Origin of the sequence: Streptomyces sp. NPDC048639, from assembly GCF_043199075.1 — a bacterium.
In the GTDB taxonomy this organism is placed as follows: domain Bacteria; phylum Actinomycetota; class Actinomycetes; order Streptomycetales; family Streptomycetaceae; genus Streptomyces.
Genome location: NZ_JBICVP010000007.1, coordinates 389,623 through 408,484, shown reverse-complemented (window position 1 = coordinate 408,484; position 18,862 = coordinate 389,623). Strand labels below are relative to the sequence as shown.

Here is an 18,862-nt window from a genome sequence, read left to right as displayed (position 1 = left end):
GGTGTCACCGGTCCCGGTGCGGCCGGTCACCACGATGCTCCTGGGTGGCTGCGGTGGAGGTGCTGCATCTCGGCGAGCATCCGCCCGAACGACTCGGTGTGCAGGCCCTCACGGCCCGCGCCCGCGGTCCACGCCCCGGTCTGCGGCCCGCTGGGCAGGGTCAGAGTGGCGCGCTCGACCACGGACGTCACGGACGCCAGCCAGTCGTGGAGCATCGACTCCCGATCGGCGTCCACTCCCTCGACGGGCTCGAAGAGCTCGCCGGTGAACCGCCACAGCGCGTCCAGCCCGCGCTGCATACGTGTGTGGCTCTCCTCGGTGCCGTCGCCCAGCCGCAGCGTCCAGTGCTCGGCGTGGTCGCGGTGGTACGCGACCTCCTTGACGGCCTTCCGCGCGAGCGGCGCGAACGGGCCGTCCCCCTCCGCCAGTTGCCGGTACAGCAGCTCCTGGTAGACCGAGAAGTACAACTGGCGGGCGATGGTGTGCGCGAAGTCGCCGTTCGGCTGCTCGACGAGCTGGACGTTGCGGAACGCGCGCTCCTCGCGGAGGTAGGCCAGTTCGTCCTCGTCGCCCGCCATGGACAGGAGCACCCGGGCCTGGCCCAGGAGGTCCAGGGCGATGTTGGCGAGCGCCACGTCCTCCTCGAGCTGCGGCGCGTGCCCGGCCCACTCCCCCAGCCGGTGCGAGAGCACCAGGGCGTCGTCGCCCAGGGCGAGTGCGGCGGTCACAGGTGCTTCACCCCTTCCGGGATGTCGTAGAAGGTCGGGTGCCGGTAGGGCTTGTCGCCCGCGGGCTCGAAGAAGGGATCCTTCTCGTCGGGGGAGGACGCGGTGATCGCCGACGACGGGACCACCCAGATGGAGACGCCCTCGGACCTCCGGGTGTAGAGGTCACGGGCGTTCCGCAGTGCCATTTCGGCATCCGGTGCGTGGAGGCTCCCGGCATGGGTGTGCGACAGACCGCGGCGGCTGCGCACGAACACCTCCCACAGCGGCCAGTCGGCCGTCCCGTTCGTCCCGCTCATGCCTTCCCCTCCCCGTGCTTGGCGGCGTAGGCCGCCGCCGCCTCGCGCACCCATGCGCCGTCCTCGTGCGCCTGCCGGCGCTGGGTGATCCGCTGTTCGTTGCAGGGGCCGTTGCCCCGGAGCACCTCGCGGAACTCGTCCCAGTCGATCGCCCCGAAGTCGTGCTGACCCCGCTCCTCGTTCCACCTCAGGTCCGGGTCGGGGAGCGTGAGGCCGAGCGCCTCGGCCTGCGGGACGCAGATGTCGACGAAGCGCTGCCGCAGCTCGTCGTTGGAGTGCCGCTTGATGTTCCAGGCCATGGACTGGGCCGAGTGCGAGGACTCGTCGTCGGGCGGGCCGAACATCATCAGCGACGGCCACCACCACCGGTCCACGGCGTCCTGCGCCATCGCGTGCTGCGCTTCCGTGCCGCGGCTGAGGGTGAGCAGCAGTTCGAAGCCCTGGCGCTGGTGGAAGGACTCCTCCTTGCAGATCCGGACCATCGCGCGGGCGTAGGGCCCGTACGAGCAGCGACACAGCGGCACCTGGTTGGTGATCGCGGCACCGTCCACGAGCCAGCCGATGGCGCCGACGTCGGCCCAGGTCAGCGTCGGGTAGTTGAAGATCGAGGAGTACTTCTGGCGGCCTGCGTGCAGCTTGTCCAGCAGCTCCTGCCGGCTCGTGCCCAAAGTTTCCGCGGCGCTGTACAGATACAGCCCGTGGCCCGCCTCGTCCTGCACCTTGGCCATGAGGATCGCCTTGCGCCGCAGCGAGGGGGCGCGCGTGATCCAGTTGGCCTCGGGCTGCATGCCGATGATCTCGGAGTGGGCGTGCTGGGCTATCTGCCGCACCAGCGTCGCGCGGTACGCGTCCGGCATCCAGTCGCGCGGCTCGATTCGCTCCTCGGCCGCCACCGCGGCGTCGAAGGCGGTTTCGTGAGCACCTGCGCTCCCGGACTCGACCACCGTTGTCACGAGGTGCCCCTCTCCATCGACGAGCCCGACTTCCGTTTCCACAGCAGGCCGGGCGGCCCTTCCCGCAGCCGGTCCGGGAATCGCTCCACCTGTCCGGCAGGCGGTCCGGCATCCGTTCCACCGACCAACCGACCGATCGTTCGGTTCAATGGTGCGGTGGCGCATCGTAGGGTGTCAAGGCTGTGGATAACTCCATGAGCGCTGTGCCGGGTGGGGCTCGCTGAGTACCGTTCCCCGGAGGTCCGGGGATGTGGGAGGACGGCATGGAGCGGGACGACGACGGGACGGCGGCACCAGGAGGTGTCGCGGCGCTCTCGCTGCCCTCGCGAATAGTGATCGCGGTGGCGCTCGCCGTGGTCGCTGTCGCCGCCGCCACGCACATCCTGATGGTCTTCCTGCACGTCGCCCCGTCCAACACGATCACCAAGCGGCACGGCTCGGCGATCGACGCGTACGTCTATCCGGAGTTCGAGCAGAACTGGAAGCTCTTCGCTCCCAATCCACTCCAGCAGAACATCGCCGTTCAGGCTCGCGCCGAGGTCCGGACGGCGGACGACCAGATCTTCACCACCGACTGGACCGATCTGTCCGCCCAGGACGGCGACGCGATACGCCACCACCTCCTGCCGAGCCATACGCAGCAGAACGAGCTGCGCCGCGCCTGGGACTTCTTCGTCGGCTCGCACGACGCCAAGAACCGGCCCAACGGGCTGCGCGGCCAGCTCTCCGAGCAGTACATACGCCGCATCGTCCTGGACCGCCTCGACTCTGAGGCGAAGGGTGGCCGCTTCGAGCGGGTGCAGGTCCGCTCCGCCACCACCCCCGTCGCACCGCCCCCCTGGAGCGACGAGAAGATCGACACCCGGACCGTGCACCGCGTCTTCCCGTGGTGGACGGTCACCGCGGCGGACCTCCCCGAGGGAGCCGACAGCCCGTGATGCCGACCTCCCCCGACTCCCCCGTGCGCCGCGCAGAGCGCCGGCTGGCCCGCGGCATCGCGCAGGTCACCGGCAGCGCGCTCGGGCCGTACCAGACGGCCGTGATCCGGATCGGCTTCTCCTTCACCTGGCTGTTCTTCCTGGTCCGCGAGTGGCCGCACCGGCACGAGATGTACGGGCCCGACGGGCCGTGGAGCTGGACGCTGGCCCGCCAGATGATCAGCGGGAACCACGCGTTCACCGCGCTCATGTGGTCCGACGGGCGCCTGTGGTTCGAGTGCGTCTATCTCTTCTCCGTCGTCGCGAGCGCCCTGCTGCTGCTCGGCTGGCGGACCCGCACCATGTCCGTGCTCTTCATGGTCGGGGTCCTGTCGGTGCAGAACCGCAGCATCTTCATGGGCGACGGCGGCGACAACGTCATCCACCTCATGGCGATCTACCTCGTCCTCACCCGGTGTGGCCAGGTGTGGTCCCTGGACGAGCGCCGCCGGCGGCGCAGGGGAGCGGAGGCGGACGAGCCCGGACGGGACGTGGCCGGCATCGCCCTGTGGGCCCTCACCGGCCTGGCACTCGCCGGGATCACCGTGCTGGATCTCGTGAGCTGGGGATGGGCGCTGATCTTCTGGGGACTGTGGTTCGTCCACGCCCTGTGGTGGACGGTCCGCCGGTACGCACCGGACGGGTCGCCCGCCCTGCGGGAGGCACGTACGGTCCTGGACGTCATCGCCAACCTGGCGCACAACGGCGCCCTGATGGTGATCATCGCCGAGGTCTGCCTGATCTACGCGACCGCCGGCTGGTACAAGATCCAGGGCTCGCGCTGGCAGGACGGCACCGCGGCCTACTATCCGGTCAATCTCGACTACTTCTCGCCCTGGCCGGCCGTCTCCGAGCTGATGAGCAGCAGCGGTGTCCTGGTGATGGTCATCACCTACGGCACGGTGATCGTGCAAGTGGCGTTCCCCTTCACACTGATGAACCGCCGGGTCAAGAATGTGCTGCTCGCGGTGATGATGCTCGAACACGCGGCCTTCGCGGTCGCCCTGGGGCTGCCCTTCTTCTCCCTGGCGATGATCGCCGCGGACGCGGTCTTCCTGCCGACGGGCTTCCTGCTCCTGCTGGGCGGCTGGGCGGCTCGGCTCCGGGACATCCGGCCCTTCGCGCGCGACCGGGCAACGGTGGGCGGCGATGCACCGGCGCCCGACCGTACCCTCGTCGGGTGAGCAGCATGAGCGGTGTGAACAGTGCCGTCGGCCCGAGCGGCCCGTCCCGTCCGAGCGGCCCGTCCCGTCCGAGCGGTCCGGACGGTGCCGGTGACGAGAAGGCCGTGGTCGCTCAGTACGACGACGGCTACACCCCGGCGGAGATCGGCGTCGGCCCCCACCCCCTGCCGTGGCCCGAGGGCGACCACTACGACCCCGACCTGCTCGAGCACGGCGACCGCCGCAACGTCGTCGACTGCTACCGCTACTGGAAGCGCGAGGCGATCGTCAGCGATCTCGACACCCGCCGCCACGACTTCCATGTGGCCGTGGAGAACTGGGAGCACGACTTCAACATCGGCTCGGTCGTCCGCACCGCCAACGCCTTTCTGGCGAAGGAGATCCACATCGTGGGGCGGCGGCGCTGGAACCGGCGGGGCGCCATGGTCACCGACCGGTACCAGCATGTGCGCCACCACCCGGACACGGCCGAACTGACCACCTGGGCGGCCGCCGAGGGTCTGCCCGTCATCGGGATCGACAACCTCCCCGGGGCCGTGCCCCTGGAGACCACCGAACTGCCGCGCCGCTGCGTCCTGCTGTTCGGGCAGGAGGGTCCGGGGCTGACAGAAGAGGCCAGGAAGCACGCCGCCATGGTGTGCTCGATCGCCCAGTTCGGATCGACCCGTTCGATCAACGCCGGCGCGGCGGCCGCCATCGCGATGCACGCCTGGATCAGCCGTCACGCCCGCATCGAGTCCCCGGTCGCATCCCCTCCCGAGGCCTGCGCCGAATCCCCCCTCGAGTCCCCGTAGGACTCCGAGCGGGACTCCCCGGCCGCGGAGCCGAGGAGTCCCCAGGGAGCGTCAGGCCGGGCGCCGCACCTCGACCGTGCGGAAGCGGTTGGCCACGAAGGCCCCGTCGCACAGCGCCGAGTTCGCCGCCGGGTTGCCGCCCGAGCCGTGGAAGTCCGAGAAGGCGGCGGTCTGGTTCACGTACACCCCGCCGGTGAGGTTCAGCGAGAGCTGGGCGCACTCCTCCAGACAGGCCTGCTCGACCTGCTGCTCGACCTCGGACGACGTCGTGTACGCACCGACGGTCATGGCGCCCTTCTCCCGGACGGTGCGGCGCAGCAGCTCCACCGCGTCGCTCGCCGAGTCCATGGCCACCGCGAAGGACACCGGGCCGAAGCACTCGGAGAGGTAGGCCGCCTCGTCGTCGGGCTTGGCGCCGTCCAGCTTGACGATCACCGGCGTACGGACGGTGGCCTCGGGGAATTCCGGGTTCTGCACGGTGCGCGACGCCAGCGCGACCTCGCCGATGCCTCCGGCCGACTCGATGCGCTCCCGCACCTGCGGGTTGACGATCGCGCCCAGCAGCGCGTTGGCGCGGGCGTCGTCGCCGAGGAGGCCCTGCACCGCGCCCGCCAGGTCGGTGACGACCTCGTCGTACGACTTGTGGCCCGCGTCGGTGCCGATGCCCTCGCGCGGGATCAGCAGGTTCTGCGGGGTCGTGCACATCTGGCCGCTGTAGAGCGAGAGCGAGAAGGCGAGGTTGCCCAGCATGCCCTTGTAGTCGTCGGTGGAGTCGATGACGACCGTGTTGACACCGGCCTTCTCGGTGTAGACCTGCGCCTGGCGGGCGTTGGCCTCCAGCCAGTCGCCGAAGGCGGTCGAGCCGGTGTAGTCGATGATCTTGATCTCCGGCCGCACGGCCAGCGTCTTGGCCAGGCCCTCACCGGACCGCTCGGTGGCCAGCGCGACCAGGTTGGGGTCGAAGCCCGCCTCCGCCAGCACCTCGCGGGCGACGGCGACGGTCAGCGCCAGCGGCAGGACCGCGCGGGGGTGCGGCTTGACCAGCACCGCGTTCCCGGTCGCCAGAGAGGCGAACAGGCCCGGGTAGCCGTTCCAGGTCGGGAAGGTGTTGCAGCCGATCAGCAGCGAGATGCCGCGCGGCACGGCGGTGAACTGCTTGCTGAGGTTGATCGGGTCCCGCTTGCCCTGGGGCTTGGACCAGTCCGCCGCGTCCGGGGTGCGGACCTGCTCCACATACGCGTAGGCCACCGCCTCCAGGCCGCGGTCCTGGGCGTGGGGCCCGCCCGCCTGGAACGCCATCATGAACGCCTGGCCGCTGGTGTGCATGACGGCGTGGGCGAACTCATGGGTGCGCGCGTTGATCCGCGAAAGGATCTCCAGGCACACCATCGCCCGCACCTCGGGGCCCGCGTCGCGCCACGAGGGCATCGCCGCACGCATCGCGGGGAGCAGTACGTCGACGTCCGGGTGCGGATACTCCACGCCCAGCTCGGGGCCGTAGGGCGACACCTCGTCCCCGACCCAGCCGTCGGTGCCGGGCTGGTCGAGACCGAGCCGCTTGCCGCGCAACGCCTCGAAGGCGGCCTGGCCGTCCCCGGGCGCGGATTCGCCGTACGCCTTCGGGTGCTCCGGGTGGGGAGACCAATAGGCACGCGTCCGAATCGCCTCGAGCGCCTGGTCGAGTGTCGGACGGTGCTTCTCGATCAGCGTGACAGCGGTGAGATCGGCGGCCATGACTGACCAACTCCTCGTTGAGCTGGGCTGGAAAAGGGCAACAGGGTTAGAGTAACCGAACGATCGGTCGGTACAAGGGGGCCTGTCGGGGTTGTGGACAACGCATACGAGAGGATCTCGGCCATGACGCCAATCGACCGCACCGGAACCGTAGGCGTCGTCGGCACAGGGACGATGGGGCAGGGAATCGCCCAGGTCGCGCTCGTCGCCGGGCACCCCGTGCGGCTCTACGACGTGGCTCCCGGGCGCGCGTCGACCGCGGTCGACGCGATCATGGCTCGCCTGGACCGGCTCGTGGAGAAGGGCAGGCTCACGCCCGTGGAGCGGGATTCCGCCCGCGGCCGGCTCGATCCGGTCGGGGACGTCGCGGGCCTGGCCGAGGCCCGGCTCGTCGTCGAGGCGATCCTCGAGGACGTCGCGGCCAAGCAGCAGCTCTTCACGGCACTGGAGACGGTCGTCGCCGACGACTGCCTCCTCGCCACCAACACCTCCTCGCTGTCCGTCACCGAGATAGCGGGCGCCCTCCGTCACCCCGGTCGCGTCGTGGGGCTCCACTTCTTCAATCCCGCGCCGCTCCTCCCGCTGGTGGAGGTGGTGAGCGGGTTCGCCACGGACGAAGCCGCGGCCACGCGCGCGTACGAGACCGCGGCCGCGTGGGGCAAGACCCCGGTCCGGTGCTCCGACACCCCCGGCTTCATCGTCAACCGCGTCGCCCGGCCCTTCTACGCCGAGGCCTTCCGGCTCCATGAGGAGCGGGCCGCCGACCCCGCCACCCTGGACGCGGTGCTGCGCGAGAGCGGCGGCTTCCGGATGGGCCCCTTCGAACTGACCGACCTCATCGGCCAGGACGTGAACGAGGCCGTCACCCGCTCGGTCTGGGAAGCCTTCTCCGGGGACCCCAAGTTCACGCCGTCCATGGCCCAGCGCCGGCTGGTCCAGGCGGGCCTGCACGGGCGCAAGTCGGGCCGGGGCTGGTTCGGCTACGGCGAGGGCGAGGAGAAGCCGGCGCCGCACACCGCCGAGCCCTGCAAGGCCCCGGACGCGGTCGTGATCCGCGGCGACCTGGGACCCGCGCGTGTGCTGCCGGAGCTGATCGCCGAGGCGGGCATCGACGTCACCCGAGACCCCGCGCCCCGTCGCTCCGGAGGCTTCATCGAGCTGCCCGGCGGGACCCCGCTGGCGCTCACCGACGGATGCCTCGCAACCGGTCATGACGGCGGCATCCGGTTCGATCTGGCACTGGACTACCGCACCGCCGGCCGCATCGCCCTCGCCTCCGCGGACACCGCCCCGCCCGAATCCCTGCAAGCGGCCGTGGGGCTCTTCCAGTCCCTGGGCAAGCAGGTCAGCGTGATCGACGACGTCCCCGGCATGGTCGTCGCCCGTACGGTCGCCATGCTCGTGGACTTCGCCGCCGACGCCGTCGCGCGCGGGGTGGCGGGCCCGCAGGACGTCGACACCGCCATGCGGCTCGGTGTGAACTACCCCCGTGGCCCGCTCCAGTGGGGGGACGACCTCGGGCCCGGGTGGGTGCGGATGGTGCTGGAGAACCTGCAGAGCGCGTACTCCGGCAGCCGCTACGCCCCGTCCCAGATGATCCGCCGCCGTGCGGCCGCCGAACGGGAGCTGCTCACCTCATGACCATGGCCAAGCGTGATACGTACACGCCCGAATCGCTGCTCGCGGTCGCCGTCGAGGTCTTCAACGAGCGTGGCTACGACGGCACGTCGATGGAGCACCTCTCCCGCGCCGCCGGGATCTCCAAGTCGTCCATCTACCACCACGTCCGCGGCAAGGAAGAGCTGCTCCGGCTCGCGATATCGCGCGCTCTGGACGGGCTGTTCGGGATCCTCGAGGAGCCCGCTGCCAAGCAGGGCCGTGCCATCGACCGGCTCCAGCACGTGACGCGGCGGACGGCCGAGGTGCTGATGACGGAACTGCCCTACGTGACGCTGCTGCTGCGTGTGCGCGGCAACACCGACACCGAGCGATGGGCGATGGAGCGACGGCGCGAGTTCGACCAGCAGGTGGCCGAACTGCTCAAGCGGGCGGCGGCGGACGGGGACCTGCGGAGCGACGTCGACGTACGGCTCGCGACCCGGCTGCTCTTCGGAATGATCAACTCGATCGTGGAGTGGTACCGGCCGCAGGCCGGCCACGAGGGGCACCAGGACGAGGACGGGGACGAGGTCGCGGAGGCGGTCGTCCGGATGGCCTTCGCGGGCCTGCGCACCTCCTGAGGCGCCGGGCGACAGCGAGGCGGGCGCACCTCCTCAAGACGGGGCGCCCTCCTCAAGACGCCGCGCGTACCCCTGAGGCGCGGCGTATGCACCTGAGGCGCCCTCGATGGAGCACAAGCGCCCCGGGAAGGCACCGCGCACCGCCCCGACGTACGGGCGGTGCGCAGCACTTGCGGCGAGGGGGCGGCTTTCGGGTGGTGCCCGTTCGGCCGTCGGGGCGCTCAGGCCTCGGCCGGCATCGCGCTCATGTCCATGAAGATGCCCTCCCAGATGTGCCCGTCCAGGTCCTGGAAGCTGCGCCCGTACATGAAGCCCTGGTCGTTGACCTCGCCGATCTCCTGGCCGCCCGAGGCCAGCGCCTTGGTGACCAGCTCGTCGACCTGCTCCCTGCTGTCGAAGCTCAGGGCCACCAGGGCCTCCGAAGTGGTCGTGGCGTCGGCGATCTCCTTCTTGCCGATCCAGGTCTTGAAGAAGGGCTCGACGAGCAGCATCGCGTAGATGTCGTCGGTGATGACCATGCAGGCCGCGTTCTCGTCCTCGAACTGCGGGTTGAACGAGAAGCCGATCTTGGTGAAGAAGTCCTTCGACCTGGGGAGGTCCTTCACCGGCAGGTTGACGAAGATCTTCGTGGACATAGTGGCCTCTCTCCTCGCCGCGAGTTCTCGCCGCGCGGCGCGTGCTGGTGTGTGCTCGGGGTCTTCGGAGAGATAGACGGCGCGGCGGGGCGGAACTCATCGCTGCCGGCGGTTCACTCCTCCGGCCAGAGATCCGTCTCCTCGAACACCAGGAGCGTGCGCGTGCTCAGCACCTCCGGTATCGACTGGATGCGCGTGAGCACCAGCTCGCGCAGCGCCCGGTTGTCCTCGGTATGGACCAGCAACAGGACGTCGAAGTCGCCGCTGACCAGGGCGATGTGGGCGGCTCCCGGCAGTGCCTGGAGCTGCTCGCGCACGGTGCGCCAGGAGTTCTGCACGATCTTGAGAGTGATGTAGGCGGATGCGCCCTGACCTGCGCGTTCCTGGTCGACCCTGGCGCCGAAGCCGCGGATCACGCCGTCCTCGATCAGGCGGTTGATGCGGGCGTAGGCGTTGGCGCGCGAGACATGGACGCGTTCGGCCACGGAGCGTATCGACGCGCGTCCGTCCGTACGCAGCATGGCGAGGATCGTGCGGTCGATCGCATCGAGGGGGCGTGCCGGTGGAACCCTGCGTTCTTCGGCCATCCGTTCAGCTGTCATCCCGCTCTGCCTCCCCGATATGGACGTCCTGTCTTCATCTCAGGCTGTGGAGAACCGTTTGTCCACAGGCTGGGTCCGCCTGTAGCCAAAATGTGCCGACGACCGAACAATCGGTAGGTGAGACGCCCACCACACCGCGTCCACCGGAAGCCTGCCCGTCCCGTCCCACCGGCATGGGATCTCCAGGAGGTGCTCGATATGACGGTCCTCGAACAGCCGGGGTCGTACCACCCCGCCCCGCCGCCCTCCTGGCGGCCCCGGGTCGACCCCGCGCCGCTGCTGCCGGACGCGGAGCCGTACCGCATGCTGGGGACCCCCGCCGCACGGGACGCCGACCCCGCGCTGCTCCGGCGGCTGTACGCCGAGCTGGTGCGCGGCCGGAGGTACAACACGCAGGCGACGGCGCTCACACGGCAGGGACGGTTGGCGGTCTACCCGTCGAGCACGGGCCAGGAGGCGTGCGAGGTCGCCGCGGCGCTCGTCCTCGACGACCAGGACTGGCTCTTCCCCAGCTACCGGGACACGCTCGCCGCTGTGGCGCGCGGCCTGGACCCCGTACAGGCGCTCACCCTGCTGCGCGGTGACTGGCACACCGGCTACGACCCCCGTGAGCACCGGGTCGCCCCGCTGTCCACGCCGCTGGCCACCCAGCTCCCGCACGCCGTCGGCCTCGCCCACGCCGCCCGCCTCAAGGGTGACGACGTCGTCGCGCTCGCCTTGGTCGGCGACGGCGGCACCAGCGAGGGCGACTTCCACGAGGCGCTGAACTTCGCCGCCGTGTGGCAGGCGCCCGTCGTCTTCCTCGTCCAGAACAACGGCTTCGCGATCTCCGTGCCGCTGGCCAAGCAGACGGCGGCCCCCTCCCTCGCCCACAAGGCGGTCGGGTACGGCATGCCGGGCCGGCTCGTCGACGGCAATGACGCGGTGGCGGTCCACCAGGTGCTCGGCGAGGCGGTGCGCCGGGCGCGCAGCGGCGGAGGCCCGACGCTGGTGGAGGCCGTCACCTACCGGATCGAGGCGCACACCAACGCCGACGACGCCACTCGCTACCGCACCGACTCCGAGGTCGAGGAGTGGCGCCGGCACGACCCGATAGCCCTTCTGGAGCGCGAGATGCGCGCCCGTGGGCTGCTGGACGACGCCACTGTCGAGTCCGCGCGCGACTCCGCCGAGAAGATGGCCGCCGACCTGCGGGAGCGGATGAACGAGGACCCGGTGCTGGACCCGATGGACCTGTTCTCGCACGTCTACGCCGAGCGGACGGCCCAGCTCCGCGAGCAGGCGGAGCAGCTCCGTGCCGAACTGGACGCGGCGCACGACGAGCACGACGAGGGTGAAGGGAAGGCCGGGCAGTGACCACCGCACCAGCGACCGCGGGGCAGGCCGCCCCCGTGCGCAAGCCCGCCACCATGGCGCAGGCCCTCGGCCGGGCGCTGCGCGACTCCATGGCCGAGGACCCGTCCGTGCACATCCTCGGCGAGGACGTCGGCGCCCTCGGCGGCGTCTTCCGGATCACTGACGGCCTGACCAAGGAGTTCGGCGAGGACCGCTGCACGGACACCCCCCTGGCGGAGGCCGGAATCCTCGGGAGCGCCGTCGGCATGGCGATGTACGGGCTGCGGCCCGTCGTCGAGATGCAGTTCGACGCCTTCGCCTATCCCGCGTTCGAGCAGCTCATCAGCCATGTCTCGCGGATGCGCAACCGCACCAGGGGCGCGATGCCGCTGCCCATCACCGTCCGCGTGCCCTACGGCGGCGGCATCGGCGGCGTCGAGCACCACAGCGACTCCTCCGAGGCGTACTACATGGCGACGCCCGGCCTCCATGTCGTCGCCCCGGCGACGGTCGCCGACGCCTACGGACTGCTGCGCGCCTCGATCGCCTCCGACGACCCTGTGATCTTCCTCGAGCCCAAGCGGCTCTACTGGTCCAAGGCCGACTGGTCGCCCGAGGAGCCGGAGGAGGTGGCGCCCATCGGGCAGGCCGTGGTCCGCCGCACCGGCCGCAGCGCCACGCTCATCACGTACGGGCCCTCGGTGCCCGTGTGCCTGGAGGCCGCGGAGGCGGCGCAGGCCGAGGGCTGGGACCTCGAAGTGCTGGACCTGCGGAGCCTCGTGCCGTTCGACGACGCCACCGTCTGCGAGTCCGTCCGCAGGACGGGCCGGGCGGTCGTGGTGCACGAGTCCACCGGCTTCGGCGGCCCCGGAGGGGAGATCGCCGCCCGGGTGACGGAGCGGTGTTTCCACCATCTGGAGGCTCCCGTGCTGCGCGTCGCCGGGTTCGACATCCCGTACCCGCCGCCGATGCTGGAGAGGCACCATCTGCCCGGTGTGGACCGCATCCTCGACGCGGTGGCGCGGCTCCAGTGGGAGGCCGACTGGACCGAGGCGGGAGGCGCGCGCTGATGGCTGTGGTGCGGGAGTTCCTGCTGCCGGACCTCGGAGAGGGGCTGACCGAGGCCGAGATCGTCCGCTGGCTGGTGCAGGTGGGCGATGTGGTGGCTGTCGACCAGCCGGTCGTGGAGGTCGAGACGGCCAAGGCGGCGGTGGAGGTGCCGTGTCCCTACGGGGGCGTGGTCACCGCGCGCTTCGGTGAGGAAGGGAAGGAACTGCCCGTCGGGGCCCCGCTGTTGACCGTCGCAGTGGGAGCGGACTCCGCGGGGGCCGCGCAGGACATCGAGCCCGCGGCCCCCGCGGCGAACGACGCCCCTGCCGAGGAGACGTCGGGGAACGTCCTCGTCGGCTACGGCACGGGCGCACCCGCCGCACGGCGCCGCCGCGTCCGCCCGTCGGGCGGGTTCTCCGGCCCCGCGGCCGGCCATGCCCCGGGCGGCGCGTCAGCGGCGAGCGCATCCGCGGGCCGTGGTCCCACGACCGCGCCGCGGGCCTCGGCGCAGGCTTCCGCGACCACCCGCCCCGTCGACCCCGGTGAGGACCGGCGAAACGGGGACACGGGCGGCGTGCAGCAGCCCGCGGGCGGGCCCGTCGCCGTCATCTCGCCGCTCGTACGGCGGATCGCGCGCGAACACGGCATCGACCTGCAGGCTGTGAGGGGATCCGGGCCCGAGGGCCTGATCCTTCGCGCCGATGTCGAGCAGGCAGCCCGTGAGATGGCCGCGGCCGCCGACGCGGTGGCCGCCCCGTACGCCTCCGAGGGGACGACCGGGGCCGGTTCCCTCCCCTCCGCGCCCTCCGCGGAACGGCAGGCTCGCGGACTCGCGGGAGCCGTGGGCGCGGAGCGCATCCCGCTGCGCGGGGTGCGGGGCGCTGTCGCCGACAAGCTCGCCAGGAGCCGGCGGGAGATCCCCGACGCGACGTGCTGGGTCGACGCCGACGCCACCGAACTGATGGCAGCCCGGGCGGCGATGAACGCCTCCGGCGGAACCAAGGTGTCGCTGCTCGCGCTGCTGGCCCGCATCTGCACCGCCGCGCTCGAGCGCTACCCCGAGCTGAACTCCACGGTCGACACCGAGGCGCGCGAGATCGTACGGCTGCCCGCCGTGCACCTCGGGTTCGCGGCGCAGACCGAGCGCGGCCTGGTCGTGCCGGTCGTACGCGACGCCCATGCCCGTAGTGCGGTGGAGCTGACCGAGGAGTTCGCCCGGCTGACCGAGGCCGCGAGGACGGGCACTCTCACGCCCGGCGATCTGACCGGCGGCACGTTCACGCTCAACAACTACGGCGTGTTCGGCGTCGACGGCTCCACACCGATCGTCAACCACCCCGAGGCGGCGATGCTCGGCGTCGGCCGGATCGTGCCCAAGCCGTGGGTGCACCAGGGCGAGTTGGCGGTGCGACGGGTCGTCCAGCTGTCGTTCACCTTCGATCACCGGGTGTGCGACGGCGGCACGGCCGGAGGCTTCCTGCGCTACGTCGCCGACTGCGTCGAGCAGCCGGCGGTGCTGCTGCGCACGGTGTGACCCGAGTTCACCCGGGATGACCGGGAGGCGCCGGGGGGCACCGGCGTTCTCCCGGGAAACCTCCGGCACCCCCGGGACTGCCTCCGGATCATCCCGGCCATACTCAGGGGCATGACTGCGCATGCGTACGACGCCGTGGTGCTGGCCGGGGGCGCCGCCAAACGGCTGGGCGGCGCCGACAAGCCCGGCCTGAGCGTCGGCGGGCGCCCGCTCCTGGACCGGGTGCTGGGCGCATGCGCGGACGCGGCCGTCACGGTCGTGGTCGGCTCCCGGCGGCCGACCGTACGAGCCGTGCGCTGGGCCCGTGAGGAACCGCCGGGTGCCGGACCGCTGGCCGCACTCGACGCGGGGCTCCGGCAGGTGACCGCACCGGTCGTGCTCGCGCTCTCCGCCGATCTGCCGTTCCTCTCGGCGGACACGGTCCGGGTACTGCTCGCGGAACTCGACCGCCCCGTGCGCACCGGGGCCGATGCATCTGCCGTCGCACCGCTTGAGGGGGCAGGCCCGGGTGAGGGGGCAGGCCGTACCGGCAGCCCCGGTAGTGCGGGCGGCCCCGGCAGTCCTGCCAGTGCGGGCGGCCCCGGCAGTGCGCGGAGCCAGGACGGCGCGGGCAGTGCGCGGAGCCAGGACGGCGCGGGGAGCCGGGGCGCCACGGGCAGGGGGAGCGGCGCGCACGACGGGGGACCGGCCGAAGGACACGATGGGCGACCGGTCGAAGGAGTCGTCCTCGTCGATGCCGACGGGCGCGACCAGCCGCTCGTCGCCGCATACCGCACCGAGCCCCTGTGCCGTGAACTCGCCCTTCTCGCCGCCGAACACGGCAGCCTCGCCCATCTCCCCCTCCGCCTGCTCACCTCCGAACTCACCCTTCACCGCCTGCCCGGCCACGACGCCGCCGCCTCCTTCGACTGCGACACCTGGGAGGACGTCGCCGCGGCCAGGGCCCGTATCAGGGAGCATGGAAACGTGCTGGACGAATGGATTGCCGCAGTCAAGGCCGACCTCGGCATCGAGCTGGATGTCGACACCGGTCTCCTTCTGGATCTCGCGCGCGATGCCGCGCACGGCGTGGCCAGGCCCGCGGCGCCGCTCACCACCTTCCTGGTGGGCTACGCGGCGGCCCGGGCCGGTGGCAGCCCCGACGAGGTGGCCGCCGCCGCCCGCAAGGCCGCGGCGCTGGCCGCGCGCTGGGCCGAGGAGGCAGGCGACGGACCGGCCGGCGGTCCGGAGAAGACGACGGGATGACGGAACCGGGCGGGGACCGCGACCTGTTCGCGGACGTGGAGCGACCGGCCTTCGACGGCCGTCCGCGCGGCCGCGGCCGCGCCGTTCGCCGGGACGACATCGCCTCCGCCGTGCACGACAGGCCGGCTTCCGCCGTGCACGACGGGACAGCCGCGGCCGGTGGCGCGCCACGAGCCGGTGGCGCTTCCGGCACCGGCGATACCCCCGGGACGGAGGGCGGGCCCGGCGCCGACGACCCCTTCGGCGCCGACGACACGATCGAGGTCGACGACGCTCTCGAGGTCGACGACGCGCTGGCCATCGCCAACGAACGACACCGCGGCCCGTCCACCGCGGCCGTTCCGGGCGTTCACGCCCGCCGCACAACCGGTCCCGCCTCCACCGGAAGCGCATCCGGCGCCCGATCGGGGACGCGCCTTGCCGGCGCCACCGACTCGCCGTCACCGCACCGTGCCACCGGCCGGGCGGGCGGATCCCGGGCATCCGATGGGGCCAACGGGCCCGACCGGAGCGGTACTTCGGATGACGATCCCTCGTTCGACGTCTACGACCACGAAGCAGTGGAGCAGCGGCTCTCCGGCTCGGGGCGCGCCCGCGCAGCGCCGTCGTCCGGCAAGGGTTCCGGTCATGTCCACCGGGCCACGACCTGGCACGAGGCGAGGGACATCGCCGCACAGGCGGCGGCCGGTCCGCTGCCCGCGCTCGTAAGGCGGCTGGGCGACGCGCTGGGCCACGTCCTGGCCGAGCCGTTGGTGGCCCTGACCGATCTGCCGCCGTTCGACACGTCCGCCATGGACGGATGGGCCGTTGCCGGGCCGGGGCCCTGGCGGATCCCCGGGGGCACCGGGACCACTGACCCCGACCACCCAGCGGACCCCGACCACCCGGCGGGCCCCGCGCACCCGACGGACCCGGGGGACCCGGGGCTCGGCATCCTCGCCGGGCACGACGGACCCGCGCCGCTGCCCGACGGCCATGCCGTCCGTATCGCGACCGGCGCCCGCGTCCCGGCCGGTACGACGGCTGTGCTGCGCAGCGAGCACGGGGAGGTGCGGACCCCGCACCGTGCGTCCGGGAGCCGCTCCGGTTCCCCCGACCCGAGCGTCCCGGACGCGAGCACCCCGGACCTGAGCTCCGCCGACCTGAGCTCCGCCGACCTGAGCTCCGCCGACCTGAGCTCCGGCGACCCGAGCTCCCCCGACCCGCGCCCCGAGACCCGTCGCCCCGAGAACCCGCGCTCCGAGACCCCACAGGGCGAGATCCCGCACAGCGAGGCGCTCGCGGCCGGGCACCAACGCCCGTATGACGCCTGGCTCCACGTACTCCCCGGCCGCGGGCCCGTCGCGCCCGGGCAGGACATCCGCCCCCGCGGGCAGGAGTGCCGCAGCGGGGACGGGCTGATGCCCGCCGGGTCGGTCATCACCCCCGCCGTCCTCGGCCTCGCGGCCGCCGCGGGCTATGACGAGGCGCGGACGTTCCCGCGCCCGCGAGTGGAAATCCTCGTCCTCGGCGACGAGTTGCTCGACGCGGGTCTGCCGCGCGACGGCCGGATCCGCGACGCGCTCGGGCCGATGCTCGGCCCGTGGCTCGGCGCGCTCGGCGCCGAGGTGACCGGGATCCGCCACCTGCGCGACGAGGCCGACGTGCTGCACCGGGCGGTCACCGCCTCCACCGCCGATGTCGTCGTCACCACAGGCGGCACCGCGGCCGGACCTGTCGATCACGTGCACCCGATCCTGCGCCGTGCGGGGGCCGACCTGCTCGTCGACGGGGTCGCCGTACGGCCGGGCCATCCCATGCTGCTCGCCAGGCTCGCGCCCGGACGGCATCTCGTCGGTCTCCCCGGCAACCCGCTCGCCGCCGTCTCGGGGCTGCTGACGCTCGCCGAACCGCTCCTGCGGACGCTCGCGGGACGGAACACGTCGGGCACGGCAACCGGGGCCGCAGCCGAGGGAATCGGAACGGCGGTCGGCGCACCCCGCTCGCCGTTCCAGCCGCCTCCCCCGCCCCACCCGGCGACCGTCGCAACCAACACCACCACCGTCGGCGTCACTCAAGCCGTGCACGGACATCCGTACGACACCCGGCTCGTGCCCGTCGCCCTCCGGGCCGGGCGCGCCGTACCGCTGCACTTCACCGGACCGGCCATGCTCCGGGGGATCGCGAACGCCGACGGGCTGGCCGTCATCCCGCCCGGCGGCGCGGAGCCGGGGGACGCGGTCGCGTTCCTCGACCTCCCGTGGTCCGCCGAACACCCTTTGTCCGCCGGTCCGATCAGCCCCGCGACGGCCGACAGCGGGACCCACGGACCCGGCCACGGACCTGGTCAGGGAACCGGCCCCGGACCCGCCCCCGCCCCTGGACCGCGCGACGGAGGCCCAGCCCGATGAAGTTGCCCAGCCAGGACGCCGCCGCCAGGTCCCCGGAGACCACCGGACGCGTCCAGCTTCCCCGCCGTTCGGTCGTCGGACCGCTCCACCAGGTCGCCCGCCGACTGCTGATGGCCCTCGTGGTCCTGCTGACGACGGTGTTCATCGTGTACGCCGAGCGCGACGAGTACCACGACAATGCCGACAACAGCGTCGACCTCCTCGACTGCCTCTACTACGCGACCGTCACGCTCTCCACCACCGGTTACGGCGACATCGTCCCGTACGGCGAGGGCGCACGGCTCGTCAACGTTCTGCTCATCACGCCCCTGCGCGTCCTTTTCCTGATCATCCTGGTCGGAACCACACTCGAGGTCCTCACCGAGCGAACCCGCGAGCAGTGGCGACTGAACCGCTGGAGGTCCGCCTTGCGCGATCACACCGTCGTCGTCGGCTTCGGCACCAAGGGCCGCTCCGCCGTGCTGACCTTGATGGCCAAGGGGCTGTCCAAGGAGAGGGTCGTCGTCGTCGACCCGAGTCAGAAGGTCATCGACGCGGCCAGCGCTGAGGGTTTCGTGGGCGTCGTCGGCGACGGCACCCGCAGCGAGGTCCTCAAGCGTGCGGAGGCGCAACGCGCCGGCAAGGTCATCATCGCCACGCAGCGGGACGACACCGCCGTGCTGGTGACGCTGACCGCCCGTCAGCTCAATCGCGGCGCGAAGATCGTCGCCGCGGTGCGTGAGGAGGAGAACGCCCCGCTGCTGCGCCAGTCCGGTGCCGATGCCGTGATCACCAGCTCCAGCGCCGCCGGCCGCCTCCTCGGCCTGTCCGTCGTCAGCCCCAGCTCCGTCGTCGTGCTGGAGGATCTGATCCACCAGGGCAGCGGACTGGACGTGATCGAACGCCCTGTGGTGAAGGCCGAAGTCGGCCGCTCCGTACGGGAGGTGGACGACCTCGTCGTCTCCGTCCTGCGCGGGCACCGGCTTCTCGGCTTCGACGATCCGAAGGCCAGCCCGCTCCAGGCCACCGACCGTCTCATCGCCGTCATCCGCGCCAATCCGGCGGGCAACGGCACGGAACGGCACCCGGAGTAGTCGCGCGCCCCGCCCGTCGTGGCCCAGCACGATTCCGGTACGGCCCCTGTAACGGCCCCTGTAACGGCCCCTGTAACGGCCCCTGTGCGGCC

At 72.1% G+C, this 18,862-nt stretch carries 17 protein-coding genes; 11 read left to right on the top strand and 6 right to left on the bottom strand.

All coding sequences use genetic code 11. The features are described 5' to 3' along the window. Positions 1-26 precede the first annotated feature (26 nt). Genes paaC through paaA form a run of 3 tightly spaced genes read right to left on the bottom strand, consistent with a single transcriptional unit; the run spans position 27 to position 1,977 of the window. A complete protein-coding gene (paaC, locus tag ACGFNH_RS21705) occupies positions 27-728 on the bottom strand; it encodes a 1,2-phenylacetyl-CoA epoxidase subunit PaaC (protein ID WP_393656065.1) in 702 nt (233 codons plus the stop codon). After that, positions 725-1,024 (bottom strand): 1,2-phenylacetyl-CoA epoxidase subunit PaaB, encoded by a 300-nt coding sequence (gene paaB / locus ACGFNH_RS21700; RefSeq protein WP_393656063.1) that lies wholly within the window; start codon positions 1,022-1,024, stop codon positions 725-727. The genes paaC and paaB overlap by 4 nt, the downstream gene beginning before the upstream one ends. Beyond that, positions 1,021-1,977, bottom strand: a complete 957-nt coding sequence (gene paaA / locus ACGFNH_RS21695) for a 1,2-phenylacetyl-CoA epoxidase subunit PaaA (RefSeq protein ID WP_393656061.1) — start codon at positions 1,975-1,977, stop codon at positions 1,021-1,023. The genes paaB and paaA overlap by 4 nt, the downstream gene beginning before the upstream one ends. 263 nt (positions 1,978-2,240) lie before the next feature. Here paaA and ACGFNH_RS21690 point away from each other — a divergent pair, with 263 nt between their 5' ends. The 3 genes from ACGFNH_RS21690 to ACGFNH_RS21680 are packed head-to-tail and all read left to right on the top strand — an operon-like array spanning position 2,241 to position 4,932. Further along, a complete protein-coding gene (locus ACGFNH_RS21690; RefSeq protein WP_393656059.1) occupies positions 2,241-2,915 on the top strand; it encodes a DUF5819 family protein in 675 nt (224 codons plus the stop codon). Then, positions 2,915-4,138: an HTTM domain-containing protein gene (locus tag ACGFNH_RS21685; RefSeq protein WP_393656169.1), complete on the top strand. Its 1,224-nt coding sequence runs from the start codon at positions 2,915-2,917 to the stop codon at positions 4,136-4,138. The genes ACGFNH_RS21690 and ACGFNH_RS21685 overlap by 1 nt, the downstream gene beginning before the upstream one ends. A gap of 5 nt (positions 4,139-4,143) precedes the next feature. Then, entirely contained in the window at positions 4,144-4,932 is a 789-nt protein-coding gene (locus ACGFNH_RS21680) for a TrmH family RNA methyltransferase (RefSeq protein ID WP_393656168.1), read from the top strand. Positions 4,933-4,983: 51 nt separating this feature from the next. Here ACGFNH_RS21680 and paaN read toward each other — a convergent pair whose 3' ends face one another. Then, positions 4,984-6,666, bottom strand: a complete 1,683-nt coding sequence (gene paaN, locus ACGFNH_RS21675) for a phenylacetic acid degradation protein PaaN (RefSeq protein WP_393656057.1) — start codon at positions 6,664-6,666, stop codon at positions 4,984-4,986. A 123-nt stretch (positions 6,667-6,789) separates the two neighbouring features. Here paaN and ACGFNH_RS21670 point away from each other — a divergent pair, with 123 nt between their 5' ends. Both ACGFNH_RS21670 and ACGFNH_RS21665 read left to right on the top strand, forming a co-directional pair. Next, positions 6,790-8,307, top strand: coding sequence for a 3-hydroxyacyl-CoA dehydrogenase (locus ACGFNH_RS21670; protein WP_393656055.1), 1,518 nt, complete (start codon positions 6,790-6,792; stop codon positions 8,305-8,307). Next, complete coding sequence (locus ACGFNH_RS21665; RefSeq protein ID WP_393656053.1) at positions 8,304-8,906, top strand: TetR/AcrR family transcriptional regulator; 603 nt, start codon at positions 8,304-8,306, stop codon at positions 8,904-8,906. Before ACGFNH_RS21670 ends, ACGFNH_RS21665 begins: the two co-directional genes overlap by 4 nt. Positions 8,907-9,127: 221 nt before the next feature. Here the strand turns inward: ACGFNH_RS21665 and ACGFNH_RS21660 are convergent, their stop codons facing one another. Both ACGFNH_RS21660 and ACGFNH_RS21655 read right to left on the bottom strand, forming a co-directional pair. Next, a complete protein-coding gene (locus ACGFNH_RS21660) occupies positions 9,128-9,541 on the bottom strand; it encodes a VOC family protein (RefSeq protein ID WP_393656051.1) in 414 nt (137 codons plus the stop codon). A gap of 113 nt (positions 9,542-9,654) precedes the next feature. Continuing rightward, positions 9,655-10,143, bottom strand: coding sequence for an Lrp/AsnC family transcriptional regulator (locus ACGFNH_RS21655; protein WP_393656049.1), 489 nt, complete (start codon positions 10,141-10,143; stop codon positions 9,655-9,657). 198 nt (positions 10,144-10,341) lie between these two features. Between ACGFNH_RS21655 and pdhA the strand changes: the two genes are divergently transcribed. The 6 genes from pdhA to ACGFNH_RS21625 all read left to right on the top strand — a co-directional run bounded on the left by pdhA (position 10,342) and on the right by ACGFNH_RS21625 (position 18,770). Then, positions 10,342-11,499 (top strand): pyruvate dehydrogenase (acetyl-transferring) E1 component subunit alpha, encoded by a 1,158-nt coding sequence (gene pdhA, locus ACGFNH_RS21650; protein ID WP_393656047.1) that lies wholly within the window; start codon positions 10,342-10,344, stop codon positions 11,497-11,499. Next, on the top strand, positions 11,496-12,548 hold the full coding sequence (locus ACGFNH_RS21645; protein ID WP_393656045.1) for an alpha-ketoacid dehydrogenase subunit beta: 1,053 nt from the start codon (positions 11,496-11,498) through the stop codon (positions 12,546-12,548). The genes pdhA and ACGFNH_RS21645 overlap by 4 nt, the downstream gene beginning before the upstream one ends. Further along, positions 12,548-14,062, top strand: a complete 1,515-nt coding sequence (locus tag ACGFNH_RS21640; RefSeq protein WP_393656043.1) for a dihydrolipoamide acetyltransferase family protein — start codon at positions 12,548-12,550, stop codon at positions 14,060-14,062. The genes ACGFNH_RS21645 and ACGFNH_RS21640 overlap by 1 nt, the downstream gene beginning before the upstream one ends. Positions 14,063-14,173: 111 nt before the next feature. Then, entirely contained in the window at positions 14,174-15,307 is a 1,134-nt protein-coding gene (locus tag ACGFNH_RS21635; protein ID WP_393656041.1) for a DUF6457 domain-containing protein, read from the top strand. Then, positions 15,304-17,697, top strand: coding sequence for a molybdopterin-binding protein (locus tag ACGFNH_RS21630; RefSeq protein ID WP_393656039.1), 2,394 nt, complete (start codon positions 15,304-15,306; stop codon positions 17,695-17,697). Before ACGFNH_RS21635 ends, ACGFNH_RS21630 begins: the two co-directional genes overlap by 4 nt. Further along, positions 17,694-18,770: a potassium channel family protein gene (locus tag ACGFNH_RS21625; RefSeq protein ID WP_393656037.1), complete on the top strand. Its 1,077-nt coding sequence runs from the start codon at positions 17,694-17,696 to the stop codon at positions 18,768-18,770. The genes ACGFNH_RS21630 and ACGFNH_RS21625 overlap by 4 nt, the downstream gene beginning before the upstream one ends. Positions 18,771-18,862: the final 92 nt, after the last annotated feature.

What these genes read in the sequence shown, in the direction of transcription:
- ACGFNH_RS21670 (WP_393656055.1), top strand. Translation starts at nt 6,790, where the DNA reads ATGACGCCAATCGACCGCACCGGAACCGTAGGCGTCGTCGGCACAGGG.
- pdhA (WP_393656047.1), top strand. Translation starts at nt 10,342, where the DNA reads ATGACGGTCCTCGAACAGCCGGGGTCGTACCACCCCGCCCCGCCGCCC.
- ACGFNH_RS21635 (WP_393656041.1), top strand. Translation starts at nt 14,174, where the DNA reads ATGACTGCGCATGCGTACGACGCCGTGGTGCTGGCCGGGGGCGCCGCC.
- paaN (WP_393656057.1), bottom strand. Translation starts at nt 6,666, where the DNA reads ATGGCCGCCGATCTCACCGCTGTCACGCTGATCGAGAAGCACCGTCCG.
- paaB (WP_393656063.1), bottom strand. Translation starts at nt 1,024, where the DNA reads ATGAGCGGGACGAACGGGACGGCCGACTGGCCGCTGTGGGAGGTGTTC.
- ACGFNH_RS21665 (WP_393656053.1), top strand. Translation starts at nt 8,304, where the DNA reads ATGACCATGGCCAAGCGTGATACGTACACGCCCGAATCGCTGCTCGCG.
- ACGFNH_RS21685 (WP_393656169.1), top strand. Translation starts at nt 2,915, where the DNA reads ATGCCGACCTCCCCCGACTCCCCCGTGCGCCGCGCAGAGCGCCGGCTG.
- ACGFNH_RS21660 (WP_393656051.1), bottom strand. Translation starts at nt 9,541, where the DNA reads ATGTCCACGAAGATCTTCGTCAACCTGCCGGTGAAGGACCTCCCCAGG.
- ACGFNH_RS21690 (WP_393656059.1), top strand. Translation starts at nt 2,241, where the DNA reads ATGGAGCGGGACGACGACGGGACGGCGGCACCAGGAGGTGTCGCGGCG.
- ACGFNH_RS21630 (WP_393656039.1), top strand. Translation starts at nt 15,304, where the DNA reads ATGACGGAACCGGGCGGGGACCGCGACCTGTTCGCGGACGTGGAGCGA.
- ACGFNH_RS21655 (WP_393656049.1), bottom strand. Translation starts at nt 10,143, where the DNA reads ATGACAGCTGAACGGATGGCCGAAGAACGCAGGGTTCCACCGGCACGC.
- ACGFNH_RS21680 (WP_393656168.1), top strand. Translation starts at nt 4,144, where the DNA reads ATGAGCGGTGTGAACAGTGCCGTCGGCCCGAGCGGCCCGTCCCGTCCG.
- ACGFNH_RS21625 (WP_393656037.1), top strand. Translation starts at nt 17,694, where the DNA reads ATGAAGTTGCCCAGCCAGGACGCCGCCGCCAGGTCCCCGGAGACCACC.
- ACGFNH_RS21640 (WP_393656043.1), top strand. Translation starts at nt 12,548, where the DNA reads ATGGCTGTGGTGCGGGAGTTCCTGCTGCCGGACCTCGGAGAGGGGCTG.